The 16,699-nt window shown below is 71.0% G+C and carries 14 protein-coding genes; 3 read left to right on the top strand and 11 right to left on the bottom strand.

The window, feature by feature from the left end; all coding sequences use genetic code 11:
• Positions 1 to 699: 699 nt before the first annotated feature.
• The 10 genes from tyrS to argC form a co-directional block, all read right to left on the bottom strand.
• The gene (tyrS, locus tag AB0B72_RS22695) at positions 700 to 1,980 is read right to left on the bottom strand and encodes a tyrosine--tRNA ligase (protein ID WP_367740885.1); all 1,281 of its coding nucleotides are present in this window, start codon (positions 1,978 to 1,980) and stop codon (positions 700 to 702) included.
• Positions 1,981 to 2,206: 226 nt separating this feature from the next.
• Positions 2,207 to 2,983: a DNA-3-methyladenine glycosylase gene (locus tag AB0B72_RS22690; RefSeq protein WP_367740878.1), complete on the bottom strand. Its 777-nt coding sequence runs from the start codon at positions 2,981 to 2,983 to the stop codon at positions 2,207 to 2,209.
• Complete coding sequence (gene argH, locus AB0B72_RS22685; protein WP_367740877.1) at positions 2,965 to 4,401, bottom strand: argininosuccinate lyase; 1,437 nt, start codon at positions 4,399 to 4,401, stop codon at positions 2,965 to 2,967. The genes AB0B72_RS22690 and argH overlap by 19 nt, the downstream gene beginning before the upstream one ends.
• Positions 4,402 to 4,619: 218 nt before the next feature.
• The gene (locus AB0B72_RS22680; RefSeq protein ID WP_367740876.1) at positions 4,620 to 5,819 is read right to left on the bottom strand and encodes an argininosuccinate synthase; all 1,200 of its coding nucleotides are present in this window, start codon (positions 5,817 to 5,819) and stop codon (positions 4,620 to 4,622) included.
• A gap of 37 nt (positions 5,820 to 5,856) precedes the next feature.
• Positions 5,857 to 6,381, bottom strand: coding sequence for an arginine repressor (locus tag AB0B72_RS22675; protein WP_367740875.1), 525 nt, complete (start codon positions 6,379 to 6,381; stop codon positions 5,857 to 5,859).
• Positions 6,378 to 7,304 (bottom strand): ornithine carbamoyltransferase, encoded by a 927-nt coding sequence (gene argF / locus AB0B72_RS22670; protein ID WP_367740874.1) that lies wholly within the window; start codon positions 7,302 to 7,304, stop codon positions 6,378 to 6,380. Before argF ends, AB0B72_RS22675 begins: the two co-directional genes overlap by 4 nt.
• Positions 7,297 to 8,484 (bottom strand): acetylornithine transaminase, encoded by a 1,188-nt coding sequence (locus tag AB0B72_RS22665; protein WP_367740873.1) that lies wholly within the window; start codon positions 8,482 to 8,484, stop codon positions 7,297 to 7,299. The genes argF and AB0B72_RS22665 overlap by 8 nt, the downstream gene beginning before the upstream one ends.
• On the bottom strand, positions 8,481 to 9,383 hold the full coding sequence (gene argB / locus AB0B72_RS22660; protein WP_367740884.1) for an acetylglutamate kinase: 903 nt from the start codon (positions 9,381 to 9,383) through the stop codon (positions 8,481 to 8,483). The genes AB0B72_RS22665 and argB overlap by 4 nt, the downstream gene beginning before the upstream one ends.
• 23 nt (positions 9,384 to 9,406) lie before the next feature.
• Positions 9,407 to 10,561 (bottom strand): bifunctional glutamate N-acetyltransferase/amino-acid acetyltransferase ArgJ, encoded by a 1,155-nt coding sequence (gene argJ / locus AB0B72_RS22655; RefSeq protein ID WP_367740872.1) that lies wholly within the window; start codon positions 10,559 to 10,561, stop codon positions 9,407 to 9,409.
• A gap of 40 nt (positions 10,562 to 10,601) precedes the next feature.
• Positions 10,602 to 11,624 (bottom strand): N-acetyl-gamma-glutamyl-phosphate reductase, encoded by a 1,023-nt coding sequence (gene argC / locus AB0B72_RS22650; protein ID WP_367740871.1) that lies wholly within the window; start codon positions 11,622 to 11,624, stop codon positions 10,602 to 10,604.
• 205 nt (positions 11,625 to 11,829) lie between these two features.
• Here argC and AB0B72_RS22645 point away from each other — a divergent pair, with 205 nt between their 5' ends.
• The 3 genes from AB0B72_RS22645 to AB0B72_RS22635 all read left to right on the top strand — a co-directional run bounded on the left by AB0B72_RS22645 (position 11,830) and on the right by AB0B72_RS22635 (position 15,197).
• Positions 11,830 to 12,207, top strand: a complete 378-nt coding sequence (locus AB0B72_RS22645) for a hypothetical protein (protein WP_367740870.1) — start codon at positions 11,830 to 11,832, stop codon at positions 12,205 to 12,207.
• Positions 12,208 to 12,245: 38 nt separating this feature from the next.
• On the top strand, positions 12,246 to 13,430 hold the full coding sequence (locus AB0B72_RS22640; RefSeq protein ID WP_367740869.1) for a serine hydrolase domain-containing protein: 1,185 nt from the start codon (positions 12,246 to 12,248) through the stop codon (positions 13,428 to 13,430).
• A 111-nt stretch (positions 13,431 to 13,541) separates the two neighbouring features.
• Positions 13,542 to 15,197, top strand: a complete 1,656-nt coding sequence (locus tag AB0B72_RS22635) for a class I adenylate-forming enzyme family protein (RefSeq protein ID WP_367740868.1) — start codon at positions 13,542 to 13,544, stop codon at positions 15,195 to 15,197.
• 103 nt (positions 15,198 to 15,300) lie between these two features.
• Here AB0B72_RS22635 and AB0B72_RS22630 read toward each other — a convergent pair whose 3' ends face one another.
• Positions 15,301 to 16,551 (bottom strand): hypothetical protein, encoded by a 1,251-nt coding sequence (locus AB0B72_RS22630; protein WP_367740867.1) that lies wholly within the window; start codon positions 16,549 to 16,551, stop codon positions 15,301 to 15,303.
• Between the last annotated feature and the right edge of the window lie 148 nt (positions 16,552 to 16,699).

Below are 16,699 nucleotides of genomic sequence, written 5' to 3'. Positions count from 1 at the left end.
GATCAAACTCTCCAAAAAATGCTTTCGGAAAGAAAAACCCCGACAAGCACCACACAAGGTGCTGTCAAAGGAATCCATCACACCCACACCCAAAAAAGGTGCGAGCGCGACGGGGTTGTGCATCATGCACTGGCTTTTAACACACTGTTGAGTTCTCAAGAAACGGACGCGACCACCATCACCCGAACCCCTGCCAGGGGGCCCGAGATCCAGGGCGTTGTATCCGCTGTGTCCCCTCGCCACCGCCGAACCCCATCCGCAGGCCTGGCGGGCCACGCGGCGCTGGTCGACTCTCTGGCGAGAGAGACGCCCCGTTTCCGGGGCAACCACTCCAACTTACACCCTCGTCCGTTTCGCGTCAACCTCCCCGTCAGGGAGATCATTCGGCGCGTCGGAAACGAGCCCGGCTCAGCGTGAACGCTTCGTCGGAGTGCTGTTCCAAGTGGCTTGCCCTCTGGGTCCGGCCGCCTTTCGGCGTCCCGCTCATCCCGGGGCGTTGGAAACATTAGGCAACGACGCCCCGAACGTCAAATCACGCGGATCTGGCAGAAACCCCAGGTGATGCAGGCGATCCGGTCGCGTTCTGACGCCCTCGCCACAAGATTGTTACCCCTGTCACAACAACTTTTGGCCATGAAAAGGCCGCCCCGGTGATCATCCACCCGGGGCGGCCATGCCAAGCGGGACCGTACGGGGTCGTCAGGCGACCTCGACGCCGCCGACGGTCTTCTTGCCGCGGCGAAGGACCAGGAAGCGGCCGTGGAGCAGGTCGTCCGCCGTGGGCGCGTACTCCTCATCCGTGATCTTCACGTTGTTGAGGTACGCACCGCCCTCCTTGACGGCGCGCCGGGCTGCGGACTTGGACTCCACCAGCCCGCTTTCGGCCAGCAGGTCCACGTACGACGCCCCGAGTGAGGACACCGTCGCCTTGGGCACCTCGGCCAGCGCCGATTCGAGCGTCCGGGCGTCCAGCTCAGCCAGAGAGCCCTGCCCGAACAGCGCGCGCGAGGCGGCGATGACGCTCGCCAGCTCGCCGGCGCCGTGGACGAGGGTCGTCAGGTCCTCGGCGAGCGCCCGCTGGGCCTCCCGGGCCGCCGGGCGGTCGGCGACCGCCTTCTCCAGCTCCTCGATCTCCTCACGGGTCCGGAAGGTGAAGACCTTGAGGAAGCGCACGACGTCACGGTCGTCGGCGTTCAGGAAGTACTGGTAGAACGCGTACGGCGAGGTGAGGGCCGGGTCCAGCCAGACCGCCCCCGAGGCCGTCTTGCCGAACTTGGTGCCGTCGGCCTTGGTGATCAACTTGCCGGTGAGCGAGTGGACGTGCGCGCCCTCCACGCGGCGGATCAGATCGACCCCTGCGATGATGTTGCCCCACTGGTCGCTGCCGCCCACCTGGAGTGTGCAGCCGTGCCGGCGGTAGAGCTCCAGGTAGTCGTTGGCCTGCAGGATCTGGTAGCTGAACTCCGTGTAGCTCAGCCCCTCACCCGCCAGGCGAGCCGAGACCGACTCCCTGGCCAGCATGCGGTTCACCGGGAAGTGCTTGCCGATGTCGCGCAGGAAGCCGATGGCCGACAGGCCCGCCGTCCAGTCGAGGTTGCTCACCAGCGCCGCCCCCGACGGCCCCTCGTCGAACGACAGGAACTTCTCGACCTGCACCCGGATCCTCGACACCCACTCCTCGACCACCTCGGCGGAGTTGAGAGCGCGCTCGCTGCTGCGGCCGCTCGGGTCGCCGATGAGGCCGGTGGCTCCTCCGACGAGACCGATCGGGCGATGGCCCGCCCGCTGGAAGCGGGTCAGGATCAGCAACGTCGCGAGATTGCCCATGTGGAGCGACGGCGCGGTCGGGTCGAAGCCCGCATAGACGGTGATCGGTCCGTCGGCCAGCGCCTTCCGCAGCGCGTCGGCGTCCGTGGTCTGCGCGATGACGTCGCGCCACTCGAGCTCGTCGAGGATGTCTGCGCCCTCGGCTGCCGGAATGCCGTCGGTTGCCGGATTGAGGTCGCGTGCAGAAGCGGTCACGGTCCTGGCTTTCAGTGATCGATGGATGTACGGCTTTCGCCCCCGGGACAAAGCCTGCCTGACCGTGAACTCTATCGCCAGCCGGTTGTTCGCCGGATAGAGCCGATGATCACATGATGAGACTTCTGTGCCGCACGGGCTTGTTCATCGTGGAACGGCATGTCCCCCCGCCGCAGCCCGGTATCTACGTGCGCTGACGCCGTACGTGGACGCGGTGGGGGGAGACGGTGGGGTCACCGTTGATCCAGAACCGCCAGGGGGTCTCGGCGCCCGCTGAGACCCCCGTTCTGGGCCCGGTTCTGATGACGGCAGGGTCCACCGGTTCACCCTTGAGGACCTGGAGCGGGCCGTGAGAGCAGCAGTCGAGGCCGTTGTGCTCCCGGCGCAGGCCGAGCGCGACCGCCAGCCGGGCCGGCCCGCGGGCCAGGTCCCGATCGGGCAGCGCCCGCACAGGGCCACCCCGCGAAGAACCGGCAGAACCACCCTGCGCCGATCCGCCTGGGGAAGCGCCCGCGGAGGATCCGTTTCCCGAGTCCACGGATCTGGAGACGCCGTTCCTGGACGCGCCGGCGGCCTGCGGCAGGCGCCGCGCACGGGCGACGTCGAGACCCGCGACCACCTCCCCCGCCCGGATGAGCACGGCCGAGCCGGTGCCCTCCGGCATGCAGACGAGGTTGGCGCAGAAGTGCATGCCGTACGTGAAGTAGACGTAGAGGTGGCCGGGCTCGCCGAACATGACCGCGTTGCGCGGCGTGCGCCCCCGGTACGTGTGCGACGCCGGATCCTGACCGGGCCCGCCGTAGGCCTCGACCTCGCTCAGCCGTACGGCGACGGGCCCGTGGACGATCACCCGGCCGAGGAGGCCGGGAGCGACCTCCTCGGAAGGACGGTCGAAGAAGTCCCGGCCGAGCGGCGTCCCGGCCGGCCCGGCGAGGGCGCCGGTCAGCTCTCGCTCGCCCATGCGGCCTGGCCGTCGACGATCTCCCTCAGCATGTCGATCTGGTCTCTCACGCGGTCGGGCGCGGTGCCGCCGTACGCGCTGCGCGCCGCGAGAGCGCCATGGACGTTGAGCACGTCGCGGACGCCTGGCGCGCCGTCCGACGGGTCGACGGCGAGGTGCGGGGAGACCTTCGCCAGCTCCTCGTCGGTGAGGTCGCCGAGGTCACGGTCGTTGACCTGGCACCATACGACCAGGTGGCCGACGGCCTCGTGGGCGTCGCGGAAGGGGACGCCCCGGCGGACCAGCAGCTCGGCGAGGTCGGTGGCGAGGGCGAACCCGTCGGGGGCGCTCGACTCCAGCTTGGCGGTGTTCACCCGCATCGTGGAGACCATGCCGGACACCGCGGGGAGCACCAGCAGGAGCGTGTCGACGGCGTCGAACACCGGTTCCTTGTCCTCCTGCAGGTCGCGGTTGTAGGTGAGCGGCAGGCCCTTGAGTGTGGTGAGCAGGGACATCAGCGAGCCGATGAGCCGTCCGCTCTTGCCCCTCGCCAGCTCGGCCACGTCGGGGTTCTTCTTCTGCGGCATGATCGACGAGCCGGTGGAGTAGGCGTCGTCGACCTCGATCCAGCGGAACTCCTGCGACGCCCACAGCACGATCTCCTCGCCCAGGCGGGAGATGTGGACGCCGATGAGCGCCGCGCAGAACAGGAACTCGGCGGCGAAGTCACGGTCGGCGACCGCGTCCATCGAGTTGGGCGCGGCGGAGTCGAAGCCGAGCTCGGCGGCGACGGCCGCGGGGTCGAGCGGCAGGGACGAACCGGCGAGCGCGCCGGAGCCCAGAGGCGAGACGGCTGCGCGCCTGTCCCAGTCGCGCAGCCGGTCCACGTCCCTGGTGATCGGGTGGACGTGGGCGAGGAGCTGGTGGCCGAACGACACCGGCTGGGCATGCTGGAGGTGGGTCATCCCGGGAGCCGCCGTGTCGGCGTGCTGCTCGGCCTGGCTGATCAGCGCGGTCTCCAGCTCGACCAGCCGGGACACGATCGTGCGGACGTGGTCGCGCAGGTAGAGCCGCAGGTCGGTGGCGACCTGGTCGTTGCGGCTGCGGCCGGCGCGCAGCTTGCCGCCGAGCGTGCCGAGCCGTTCGAGCAGGCCGCGCTCCAGGGCGGTGTGCACGTCCTCGTCGACGACCGCCGGGCGGAACTCGCCCTTCCGGCACGCCTGGTCGAGGTCGTCCAGCGCGCCCAGCATGCGGTCGAGCTCGTCACCGGTCAGCAGCCCGGCCCGGTGCAGCACGCGGGCGTGCGCGCGCGAGGCCAGCAGGTCGTACGGCGCCAGCCGCCAGTCGAACTGCACGCTCACCGACAGGCGCGTGAGCGCGTCCGCGGGTCCCCCCTCGAACCTGCCGCCCCACAGCCGCATCGGCTTGTTGTCCGCCACCGTCTTCTCCCTCCGAAATCCTGCGGTCCCCGCCGCCGGTTCACCACGGGTCCTCCGCAGTGACAGCCGTACGGGAATCCTTGCGCCCGATCCGCATTCTTCGCCGTGGATCCTCCTGTGCGAACCCCTTCAGGAGATCTTTGTGCGAGGACTAATCCGCGACCCTAGCCGACGCACGCCCCGGCCCCGCACCGCGAACCGGGGCGTACGGCGAGCCGTCAGGCCTGACGCGCGTCCCGGGCTGCGGCGATCTTGCTGGGCAGCGACCACAGCTGTACGAAGCCCTTTGCGAGGGACTGGTCGAAGGCGTCGCCGGTGTCGTAGGTGGCCAGCGAGAAGTCGTACAGCGAGGCGTCGGAGCGCCGGCCGGTGACGACGGCCCGGCCGCCGTGCAGGACGAGCCGGATCTCGCCGGAGACGTGCCGCTGGGCGTCGGCGATGAACGCGTCGAGCGCGTTCTTCAGCGGGGAGAACCACAGGCCGTCGTAGACCAGCTCGCCCCAGCGCTGGTCGACCGACCGCTTGAACCGGGCGAGGTCGCGCTCGACCGTCACGTTCTCCAGCTCCATGTGCGCGGTGATCAGCGCGATCGCGCCGGGCGCCTCGTAGACCTCGCGGGACTTGATCCCGACCAGCCGGTCCTCGACCATGTCGAGCCGCCCGACGCCCTGCGCCCCCGCCCGCGTGTTCAGCTCGGCGATGATCTCGTACGGCGACAGCGGCCGGCCGTCGAGCGCGACCGGCACGCCCTGGGCGAAGGTGATGACGACCTCGTCGGCCTCGCGCGGCTGGGAGGGGTCGGACGTGTAGTCGTAGACGTCCTCGATGGGGCCGTTCCAGATGTCCTCCAGGAAGCCGGTCTCGACGGCGCGGCCCCAGATGTTCTGGTCGATCGAGTACGGCGACTTCTTGGTGACGTCGATCGGCAGGCCCTTCTCCTCGGCGAAGGCGATGGCCTTGTCGCGGGTCCAGGCGAAGTCGCGGGCCGGGGCGATGACCTTCAGCTCGGGGTTGAGCGCGGCCAGGCCGGCCTCGAAGCGCACCTGGTCGTTGCCCTTGCCGGTGCAGCCGTGCGAGACGTGGGTGCCGTCGAACTGCTCGGCCGCCGCGGCGAGGTGCTTGACGATCAGCGGCCGCGACAGGGCGCTGACGAGCGGGTAGCGGTCCATGTAGAGCGCGTTGGCCTGCAGGGCGGGGACGCAGAAGTCGCGGGCGAACTCCTCGCGGGCGTCGACGACGACGGCCTCGGCGGCGCCGCAGTCGAGGGCCCGCTGGCGGATGACGTTCATGTCCTCGCCGCCCTGGCCGACGTCCACGGCCACGGCGATGACCTCCGCGCCGGTCTGGTCGGCGAGGAACGGGATGGCCACCGAGGTGTCGAGGCCGCCGGAGTATGCGAGTACAACCCTGTCGCTCATGGTCTTCTTCTCCAGATGTTCAAGATCACGAATGGTTTCATGCCGGAGGGCGGCGAGTGGTGAGGCCGAGCAGGGACCGGGCGAGAGCCCCGCCGCCTGACGGATCCCTGCTGATCACCAGGATCGTGTCGTCGCCCGCCACCGTGCCGAGGATCGACTCCCAGCCGGCGTGGTCGACCGCCGACGCCAGGAACTGGGCCGCCCCCGGCGGCGTACGGAGGATGACGAGGTTGGCCGAGGCCTCGGCCGACACCAGGAGTTCCTCGGCGATCCGGCGGAGCCGGGCGTCGGGGTTCTCCACCGAGCCGTTCCCGTTGCCGGTGCGGTAGAGCGGGATGCGCCCCCCGCCCTCGCCGGGCAGCGCGTAGACCAGCGTCCCGTCGTCGGCCCGCAGCTTCAGCGCGCCCAGCTCGTCGAGGTCGCGTGAGAGCGTCGCCTGCGTGACCTCCACGCCCTCCTCGGCGAGGAGCCTGGCCAGCTCCGGCTGCGAGCGGACCTTGTGCCTGGTCAGCAACTCCACGATACGGGCGTGACGGGCCGCCTTGGTCAGCGGGATCGTCACGGCCCCTCCCGGGAGGCCAGCCAGTGCAGGAGCGCCTTCTGGGCGTGCAGCCGGTTCTCGGCCTGGTCCCACACGACGCTGCTCGGCCCGTCGATCACCTCGGCGGTGATCTCCATCCCCCGGTAGGCGGGCAGGCAGTGCAGCACGACGGCGTCCGGGGCCGCCAGGCCGAGCAGCGCCCCGCTCACCTGGTACGGCGTGAACGCGGCGACCCGCTCGTCCTTGCCGTCCTGGCCCATCGACACCCACGTGTCGGTGGCGACGGCGTGTGCGCCGGCGACGGCGGCCTCCGGATCGGTGACCGCCGTCACCGACCCGCCGGTGGCGGCCGCGATCTCGGCCGCCCGGTCCAGCACCCGGGCGTCCGGCAGGTAGCCGGCGGGCGCGCCGATCCGGACGTGCATGCCGGCGGTGGCCCCGCCGAGCAGGTAGGAGTGCGCCATGTTGTTGGCGCCGTCCCCCAGGTAGGCGAGCGTGAGCCCGCCCAGCCGGCCACGGTGCTCCCGGATGGTCTGCAGGTCGGCGAGGATCTGGCAGGGGTGGAACTCGTCGGTCAGCGCGTTCACCACCGGCACGGCGGACGCCGCCGCCATGGCCTCGATCCGCTCCTGCCCGGAGGTCCGCCAGACGATCGCGGCCACCTGGCGGGACAGCACCCGCGCGGTGTCCTCGACCGGCTCCCCGCGGCCCATCTGCGAGGTCCCCATGTCCATGACCAGCGGCTGGCCGCCGAGCTCCGCGACGCCGACGGCGAACGAGACCCGCGTGCGCGTCGAGGGCTTGTCGAACAGCACGGCGACCGTACGCGGCCCTTCGAACGGCCGGTAGCCGAACCTGTCCTTCTTCATCGCCTCGGCGAGGTCGAGGACCTGCGCCTGCTCGTCCGGCGACAGGTCGTCGTCCCGCAGGAAGTGTCTAGGCATCGGCGGCCTCCAGGATGGCGGGGAACGCGTCGAGGAAGGATCTCGCCTCGGGCTCGGTGATGACCAGCGGCGGGGCGAGCCGTACGGCGTCGGGCTGCAGGGCGTTGATCAGGAAGCCGGCGTCCTGCGCCGCCGCCTGCACCTGTGCCGCCTTGGGGGCGGTGAACACGGCGGCCAGCCAGAGCCCGCGGCCCCTGACGCCCTTGAGCAGCGGGTGGCGGATCGCCGCGATCCCCTCGGCGAGCGTCGTGCCGACGGCCGTGACGTGCTCAAGCAGCCCGTCACGCTCGATCGTGTCCAGCACGGCGAGGGCCGCCGCGCAGGACACCGGGTTGCCGCCGAAGGTCGAGCCGTGGTCGCCCTTGGCGAAGATCGTGCCGGCCTCGCCGAAGCCCACGCAGGCGCCGATCGGCATGCCGCCGCCGAGTCCCTTGGCCAGCGTCAGGATGTCGGGCACGACGCCCTCGGCCTGGTGGGCGAACCAGTGGCCGGTACGCCCGATGGCCGACTGGATCTCGTCGGCGACGAACAGCGCGCCGGTGGAGGAGCAGATCTCCCTGGCCGCCCTGAAGTAGCCGTCCGGCGGGGGCACCACCCCCGCCTCGCCCTGGGTGGGCTCAAGGAACACGGCCGCGCACTCGTCCGTCACCGCCGCGGCCAGGGCCTCGGCGTCGCCGTACGGCACGAAGCGTACGTCGGCAGGGAACGGGCCGAACCGGTCGCGGATCGACGGCTTGCCGGTCAGCGACAGGGCGCCGAGCGTCCGGCCGTGAAAACCCATCTCGGCGGCGACGAAGTAGCCGCGCCCGTGGGCCTTGCCGTACGAGATGGCCATCTTCAGCGCGGCCTCGTTGGCCTCGGTGCCCGAATTGGCGAGGAAGACCCTGGCGGGCTCCCCCAGCAGGCCGAGCAGCCGCTCCGCCAGCAGCACCTCGGGCTCGTGGAGGAACAGGTTCGAGGTGTGGGCGAGGGTCGCGACCTGCCGGGACACCGCCTCCACGAGGGCGGGGTGGCCGTGGCCGAGCGAGGTGACCGCGATGCCCCCGATGAGGTCGAGGTACCTGCGGCCGTCCGCGTCCCACACCGCGCAGCCCTCGCCCCGGGCGAGCGCCAGCGGCGGCACGCCGTAGTTCGGCATGAACGCCGACTCGAACCGCTTGCGCAGCGCGTCACCGGTCACCGGGGACCCCCCTCTTCCGTCTCGTCCGGGACGACCATCGTGCCGATGCCCTCGTCCGTGAAGATCTCCAGCAGGACGGCGTGCGGCGTGCGGCCGTCGAGCACGTGCGCCTGGGGCACGCCGCCGCGCACCGCCGTCACGCAGGCCTCCATCTTGGGGACCATGCCGCTGGACAGCGACGGCAGCATGGCGGCCAGCTCGGACGCGGTGATCCGGCTGACCACCTCCTCACTGTGGGGCCAGTCGGCGTACAGGCCCTCGACGTCGGTGAGGACGATGAGCTTCGACGCCTGGAGCGCCACCGCGAGGGCCGCTGCCGCCGTGTCGGCGTTGACGTTGAAGACGTCGCCGTCCTCGTCGCCCCGGGCGATCGACGAGACCACCGGGATCCGCCCGTCGTCGAGCAGGGCCCGTACGGCTCCCGCCTCGACCCGGACGATCTCCCCTACTTGGCCGATGTCGACCTTCACGCCGTCTACCACCGCGTGCTTGCGCTCGGCGGTGAACAGGTGGGCGTCCTCCCCCGACATGCCGACCGCGAACGGGCCGTGCCGGTTGATCAGGCCCACCACGTCGCGGTTGACCTGGCCGACGAGGACCATCCGGACGACCTTCATGGCGTCCGGCGTGGTCACCCGCAGCCCGGAGACGAAGTGGCTGTCGATGCCCAGCAGGTCGAGGTGCGACTGGATCTGGGGGCCGCCGCCGTGCACGATGACCGGCCGGAGCCCGGCGTACCGGAGGAAGACCACGTCGGCGGCGAACTTCTCGCGCAGGTGCTCCTCGGTCATCGCGTTGCCGCCGTACTTGATCACGACGGTGGCGCCGTGGAAGCGCGCCAGCCAGGGCAATGCCTCGATCAGCGTGTACGCCTTGTCCAGTGCGCCGTTCCTTCTCATGTTCCCGGTGCTCATGCCGGCGCTCATGAGGAGTACGCCGAGTTCTCGTGGACGTAGGCCGCGGTGAGGTCCGTGGTGTGTACGGTCGCCGAGTGCGGCCCGGCGGACAGGTCGACGGTGATCGTCACGTCGCGGGGCCGCAGGTCGACCTTGGAGCGGTCGTCGCCCGCCGCGCCGCCCCTGCAGATCCAGATGCCGTTGATCGCCACGTTGAGCCGGTCGGGCTCGAAGGCCGCGTCGGTCGTGCCGACGGCGCTGACGACGCGCCCCCAGTTCGGGTCCTCCCCGTAGATGGCGCACTTGAGCAGGTTGGACCGGGCGACCGACCGGCCCACCGTCACCGCGTCGTCCTCCGACGCCGCCCCGACCACCTCGATGGCGATCGCCTTGGTCGCGCCCTCGGCGTCGACCAGGAGCTGCCGGGCCAGGTCGGCGCAGACGGCGGTGACGACCTTCTCGAACTCGGCCAGGGCGGGCGTCACCCCCGAGGCGGCGCTGGCCAGCAGCAGCACGGTGTCGTTGGTGGACATGCAGCCGTCGGTGTCGAGCCGGTCGAACGTCACCGAGGTCGCCCTGCGGAGCACCGCGTCCAGGTCGGCGGCGGTGACGTCGGCGTCCGTGGTGAGCACGCACAGCATGGTGGCCAGGCCGGGAGCGAGCATGCCCGCGCCCTTGGCCATGCCGCCCACCATGTAGCCCCCCTCGCCCCGGCGGAAGGAGATCTTGCCGACCGTGTCGGTCGTCCGGATGGCGTCGGCCGCCGCCAGGCCGCCGTCGCGGGACAGCCGCCCGGCCGCCTCCCCGATCCCGGCGAGCAGCGGCTCCATGGGCAGCCGCTCGCCGATCAGGCCGGTGGAGCAGACCACGACCTCCGCCGCCGAGTCGCCGAGGACCTCGGCCACCTTCTCGGCCGTCGCGTGGGCGTCCTGGAAGCCGGCGGGCCCGGTGCAGGCGTTCGCGCCGCCCGAGTTGAGCACCACCGCGCCGACCCGGCCGCCCTGCACGACCTGGGCGGACCACAGCACGGGGGCGGCCTTGACGCGGTTGCGGGTGAAGACGCCCGCCGCGGCGCGGGACGGCCCGTCGTTGACGACCAGGGCGAGGTCGCGGGTGCCGCCGCTCTTGATCCCGGCGACGACCCCGGCGGCGCGGAAGCCCAGCGGCGCGGTGACGCTCATTGACTCTCCTCGAATCGGGGGGCTGCGTTCACGTCTGTGCTCATGGGGCCAGGCCGTTCACGGGCAGGCCCAGCTCCTCCGGCAGGCCGAGGGCGAGGTTGGCGCTCTGGATCGCGCCGCCCGCCGTGCCCTTGGTGAGGTTGTCGATCGCGCTGATCGCCACGATCCGGCCGGCCCGCTCGTCGAGGGCCACCTGGAGGACGGCGGTGTTGGCGCCGGAGGTCATCGCGGTGGCCGGCCAGGCGCCCTCGGGCAGCAGGCGCAGGAACGGCTCGTCCTTCACCGCCGTCTCGTACGCCTCCCGGAGCGCGACGGCGGTTACGCCCGGCGCGGCGGGAGCCGTACAGGTGGCGAGGATGCCGCGGCTCATGGGGGCCAGGGTGGGGGTGAACGACACCCGGACCGGCCGCCCGGCCACGGAGGAGAGGTTCTGCTCCATCTCCGGCGTGTGCCGGTGCACTCCCCCGGCGCCGTACGCGCTGACCGAGCCCATGACCTCGCTGCCCAGCAGGTGGGCCTTGGGTGAGCGGCCGGCACCGGAGGTGCCGCTGGCCGCGACCACCACCACGTCGGGCTCGGCGAGCCCGGCGGCGAAGGCGGGGAGCAGCGCGAGCGTCGCCGCGGTCGGGTAGCAGCCGGGCACGGCGATCCGCCGGGCGCCTCGCAGGGCGTCGCGCGCGCCGGGCAGCTCCGGCAGGCCGTACGGCCAGGTCCCCGCGTGCGTGCCGCCGTAGAAGTGGGTCCAGTCGAGGGCGCTGGCCAGCCGGAAGTCGGCGCCGCAGTCGACGACGAGGACGCCGTCGCCCAGCTCGGCGGCGACCGCGGCGGACTGGCCGTGCGGCAGCGCGAGGAAGACGACGTCGTGGCCGCCGAGGACGGCGGGGCCGGTCTCCTGGATGACCCGCCCGGCGAGTGCCGGCAGGTGCGGCTGGTGCTCGCCCAGTCGCGTGCCCGCGCTGGAGGCGGCGGTCAGCGCGCCGATCTCGAATTCGGGGTGGCCGAGGAGCAGGCGGAGCAGCTCGCCCCCCGCGTAGCCGCTCGCTCCGGCGATCGCAGCCCTCATCACCCCTCCTGCATCTTCATGCAACGTCGTGCATCATCTTGCTCTCTAGAGTATGCATCGTCCGGCATGACGATGCAATCCGGGTTTCCGGCGTGTTCACCTTCCGGAATAATTCGTCTCCACCGTTGACGACGTTTCAGGGATGGCTTTATCGTCGTCTACACCTGAGACTACGTATTCCGGCGGCCCGGCAAGTTGGTGCACCATGACCCAGCACTTCCTCGGTGTTCTCGGCATCGGCGAGGCGCTGGGAGTGAGCCGGCACGCGGTGCACAAGTGGCGCTCCCGCTATCCGAGCGATTCGAATCACCCGTTTCCCGAGCCCGACGTCGAGGTCGACGGAGTTCCCGGCTGGCGGGCCGACCGGCTCGCGGAGATCGTCCGGTGGCGCGACGGCCTGCCGGGCCGCGGCGCGGGCGGAGGCCGTCCTTCCGCCGCACGTCAGGAATACCTCAGGCAGGCAGCGGCACGCGGGCTGGACCGAGACGAAGCGATGCGCGCACTCGTCACGTTCGCCGAGGAGTTCCCCGAGATGACCGAGCCGGAGATCTGCGCCTGGCTCATCGAGAAATGGCGCACGTAGGGCTTCCTGGCACACAGCGAAACAGAAGGCGATGACGCATGCACGAAATCGGCGGGGAAACCGCACCGGGATTCGAAGGAGTGCGTGAGGCGTTCGCGGCCAATCTGGCCGGCGGCCAGGAAGTCGGCGCCGCGGTCGGCGTCTACCTGCACGGCCGGAAAGTCGTCGATCTGTGGGGCGGAATCGCCGATCCCGGGACCGGCCGCCGCTGGGAGCGCGACACCCTGCAGGTCGTCTTCTCCACGACCAAAGGCGTCACCGCCGCCTGCGCGCACCTGCTGGCCCAGCGGGGAGAACTGGACCTCGACGCACCCGTCGCCGAGTACTGGCCGGAGTTCGCGGCGAACGGGAAGGACCGCATCCCCGTCCGATGGCTGCTCACCCACCAGGCCGGGCTGCCCGCGATCGACCACCCGATCACCCCGGCGGAGGCGATCGCCTGGCACCCGATGGTCACCGCGCTGGCCGCCCAGCGCCCCTCCTGGGAGCCGGGCACCGAGCATGGCTACCACGGGCTGACCTACGGCTGGCTGGTCGGGGAAGTCGTCCGCCGGGTGAGCGGCCGCAGCCTCGGCACGTTCCTCGCCGAAGAGATCGCCGCCCCGCTCGGCCTGGACCTGTGGATCGGCCTGCCGGAGGCCGAGCGGCATCGGGTCAGCCGGATCATCGCCGCCCCGCTCGACCTGGACGCACTGGCCGGAATCGACCTGGACGCCCTTCCCGAGCCCGCGCGCGAGGTGATGAGAGCCTACGCGGACCCCACGTCGCTGACCGTGCGGTCGATGACCGTCGTCACGCCGCCGCTGGATCACAACGACCCTGACGAGCAGTCCGCCGAGATGCCCTCGACCAACGGCATCTGCACGGCCCGCGCGCTGGCCCGCTTCTACGCCGCGCTCATCGGCGAGGTCGACGGGCACCGGATTCTCTCGGCCGAGACCTTGGCGGCGGCGACCAAGGAGCAGGTCAGTGGTGTCGACCGCGTCCTGCGCATACCCGTCCGGATCGGCACCGGTTTCGGCCTGCCGGCTCCCGGCAGCTTCTGGCACAGCCCGACCGCCTTCGGGTTCCCCGGTTACGGCGGATCGCTCGGCTTCGCCGACCCGGCGACCGGCCTCGCCTTCGGCTACGTCATGAACCACGTCCAGGAGGGCGTGCCGGACCGGAGAGCCGCCACCCTCCTCGACGCGGTGCAGAGCGCGATCAAGGCCCGGCCCCGGTAAGGGCCGCCGCGGACCTGGCCTCCGTACCTACTGGTCGGTATCGTGAATGCCCGATGTACGGGTCCGCCGGAGAGCAGGAAGCCGGAGAGTAGGAAGCGGAGTGCGCCAGCGATGACGATCACGAACGAACACGTTGAGGCCAAGCTCACCGCGCCCGGCCAGCTCTTCGAAATGGAGGAGGTCAAGGCCGGGGACGCCGAAATCCGCGCGTGGAAGCACGCCCCGGCGACGTTCCGGACCCTGCTGGAGACCACCCGGTTCCACGGCGACAAGGTCTTCGTCGTCTTCGAGGACGAGCGGATCACCTACGAGGAGCACTTCCGCCTCGCCGCCACGCTGGCCAACCGGCTCGTGGACGACTTCGGCGTGCGCCCGGGCGACCGGGTCGCCATCGCCATGCGGAACTACCCCGAGTGGATCGTCTCCTTCTCGGCCGTGCTCGCCGCCGGGGCCGTGGCCGTCCCCCTCAACGCCTGGTGGACCGAGCAGGAGCTGGAGTACGGCCTGAGCGACTCGGGAGCCAAGGTCGTGATCGCCGACGGCGAGCGCGCCGCGCGGCTGACGTCCGGCGGCCTGCCCATGATCGTCACCCGTGGGGAGGGCGCCGACTGGGCCGAGGTGCTCGGCGAGATCAGGGCCGACGTCACGCTGCCGCCCGTGGAGATCGGCCCGGACGACCCCGCGACGATCTTCTACACCTCGGGCACCACCGGCCGGCCGAAGGGGGCGCTCGGCAGCCATCGCAACCTCGGCCAGGCGCCCATGACCGTGGCGTACGCCATGCTGCGCAGCGTCGCCCTGGCCGGGAAGGACCCGGCCGCGGCCGCCGGCGTGCGCCGCATCACACTGCTGACGGTCCCGCTGTTCCACGTCACCGGATGCTTCGCCGTGCTGTTGACCACGATGTTCACCGGCGGCGGGCTGGTGCTCATGTACAAGTGGGATCCCCGTCGCGCGCTGGAGCTCATCGAGCGCGAGAAGGTCACCGTGATGAGCGGCGTGCCGACCAACGCCTGGCAGCTGCTTTCCCACCCCGCCTTCGGTGAGCACGACATCTCCTCCCTCACCTCCATCTCGTACGGCGGCGCCCCCGCGCCGCCGAAGCTGCTGGAGCGGATCACCGAGCTGCTCCCGGACCGGACACCGGCCAACGGGTACGGCATGACGGAGACGACGGCGCTGGCCATCTACAACGCCGGTGCGGGCTACGTAGCCAAGCCCGACAGCATCGGGCTGCCGGTCGCGGTGGTCGACGTGAAGGTCTGCGACCCGATGGGGTCGGAGCTGCCGCCAGGGCAGGTCGGCGAGCTGTGCATGCGCGGGCCCATCGTGATCATGGGCTACTGGAACCGCCCGGAGGCGACCTCGGAGACGTTCGTGAACGGCTGGCTGCACACCGGGGACCTCGCCCGCATCGACGAGGAGGGCTTCGTCTACATCGTCGACCGGGCCAAGGACATGGTGATCCGGGGCGGCGAGAACGTGTACTGCGCGGAGGTCGAGGCCGCCCTGTTCGAACACCCCGCCGTCGACGACGCCGCAGTCATCGGCATCCCCGACGACGAGATGGGCGAGGAGGTGGGCGCCGTCGTGCGGCTCAAGCCGGGCGCGCAGGCTTCCGCGGAGGACCTGCAGGAGTTCCTGCGCGGGCGAGTCGCGCCGTTCAAGGTGCCGGTGCGCTTCTGGTTCCGGGACGCGGAGCTGCCCCGCAACCCGGGAGGCAAGATCCTCAAGACCCACCTGCGCAGGGAGACCCTGGGTCTGTGACCCAGCGCCGTACTCGGCGCGCTCAGCGCTGTCGCAGGCCGGGTGGATCTTGCTGGTCGGTCCGCCTCGGGATCGTCCGAGGGCGTGAAACGAGGCCCGGCCCTCACCTCTCCCGGCTCCTGTAGGTGGCCCGCAGATCGATCAGCTTCTCCCTGGCCAGCTCGTCCAGGGCCCGGCGCTGATCCGGGTCCTCCTCCCAGGTGGCCTCCGCGCACAACACCCTGGCCGCCTCGTGCGGCTCGGCGTCGCGCACCCTGTACCAGACGGTGTCGTCACAGCCATGCCTGTCGTGATCGCGCCTCAGGACGGTCACGATGCCGGAGACGAGGATCTGCCTGGTCCACGGGTTCCTGGCCAGAACCTGCCGATCCACCGTCAGCCCGTCATCCATGAGCTCGCCGCCGAGCATGTCGTCCTCCCAGCGCCACACGCGCCGGCTGACACCCGCCGGTGCATACAGGGCGCCACGGCCTTCGACGGGCACCGAGAACGTGTGCGTGCCGCTGCGGCACAACTCCTTGGCGATGCGCTCACCGTCGGCATACTCGCGCAGCAGATCCTTGCCCACGTTATGCACGGACGACGAGCCCCGCCGCGCCTGGTCGGCGTAGTAGCGGTCGATCAGCGGATCCTCGAACCGCCCCGCACGCGCCTGCGGCGGGGTGCAGGAGGCCGGGGTGAGGTCCACGCCGTCCTCGATGTCGACCCCGGCCGCGCGCAGCAACTCGTGAACGGTGACGCCCCTGCCCTCCGCCTTGCGGCGCAACATGCGCAGCCAGCCGTCGAAGGTGTCCAGGTCCGGGTCCACGCGGAGCGACGCCCAGTCCGTCACCGCCGAAACCGGCACCGGCACCTTCCGCCGCGCCGGTGGCTGCACGAGCTGCTCCGGCTCGAGGTCGATCGAGTAGTACAGCACCCCGCGCGCGATGTAGGAGAACGGCGCCGCGTGCGCGATCGGGTCGAAGACGTCCCGGATCGGCCAGAACCTCAGCAGCCACGTCTCGTCGCACTCACCTGTGGCATGCCCGTCGCCCGGCTCGGGTTCACGCAGGTACATGTCCACGCCGTACTCGAAACGGGGCGGCCCGATCAGGAAGTCGTGCCCCCTGCCGTCCATCATCGAGACGATCGCGACCACGCCGGTCTCCGCGACGAACGTCGCCGAACTGACCGGCGTCCACGAGGCGTCCGCGGGCCCGGGCTCGGCGTCCCAGGACTCCAGCCGCACGCCCGCGACGAAGTGCCAGATCTCGTCGGTGGGGGAGCTCCACGTCGGCAGGTCGGTGCCGTCCAGCCCGATCGTGTTGTACTCGACGTAGACCTCGTCGTCGAGCCTCCGCAGCAACTGTGCCATGTCAACGCCTTCCGCCTTTTGGTGATCATCCTGGCTCGGCGGAGTATGTCCCACCGCACCGACAATTCGCGGCGCGCCGCATATTTCGATCTTGAACGCTCAAGACCGCGGAAGCTCCCGCGCCGGACGTGATCACTCGAAGACAGGC

The organism is Microbispora sp. NPDC049125 (assembly GCF_040802045.1).
Taxonomy (GTDB): Bacteria; Actinomycetota; Actinomycetes; order Streptosporangiales; family Streptosporangiaceae; genus Microbispora.
Note: the sequence above shows the minus strand (reverse complement) of the source record. Positions and strands in the feature narration are given on the sequence as shown.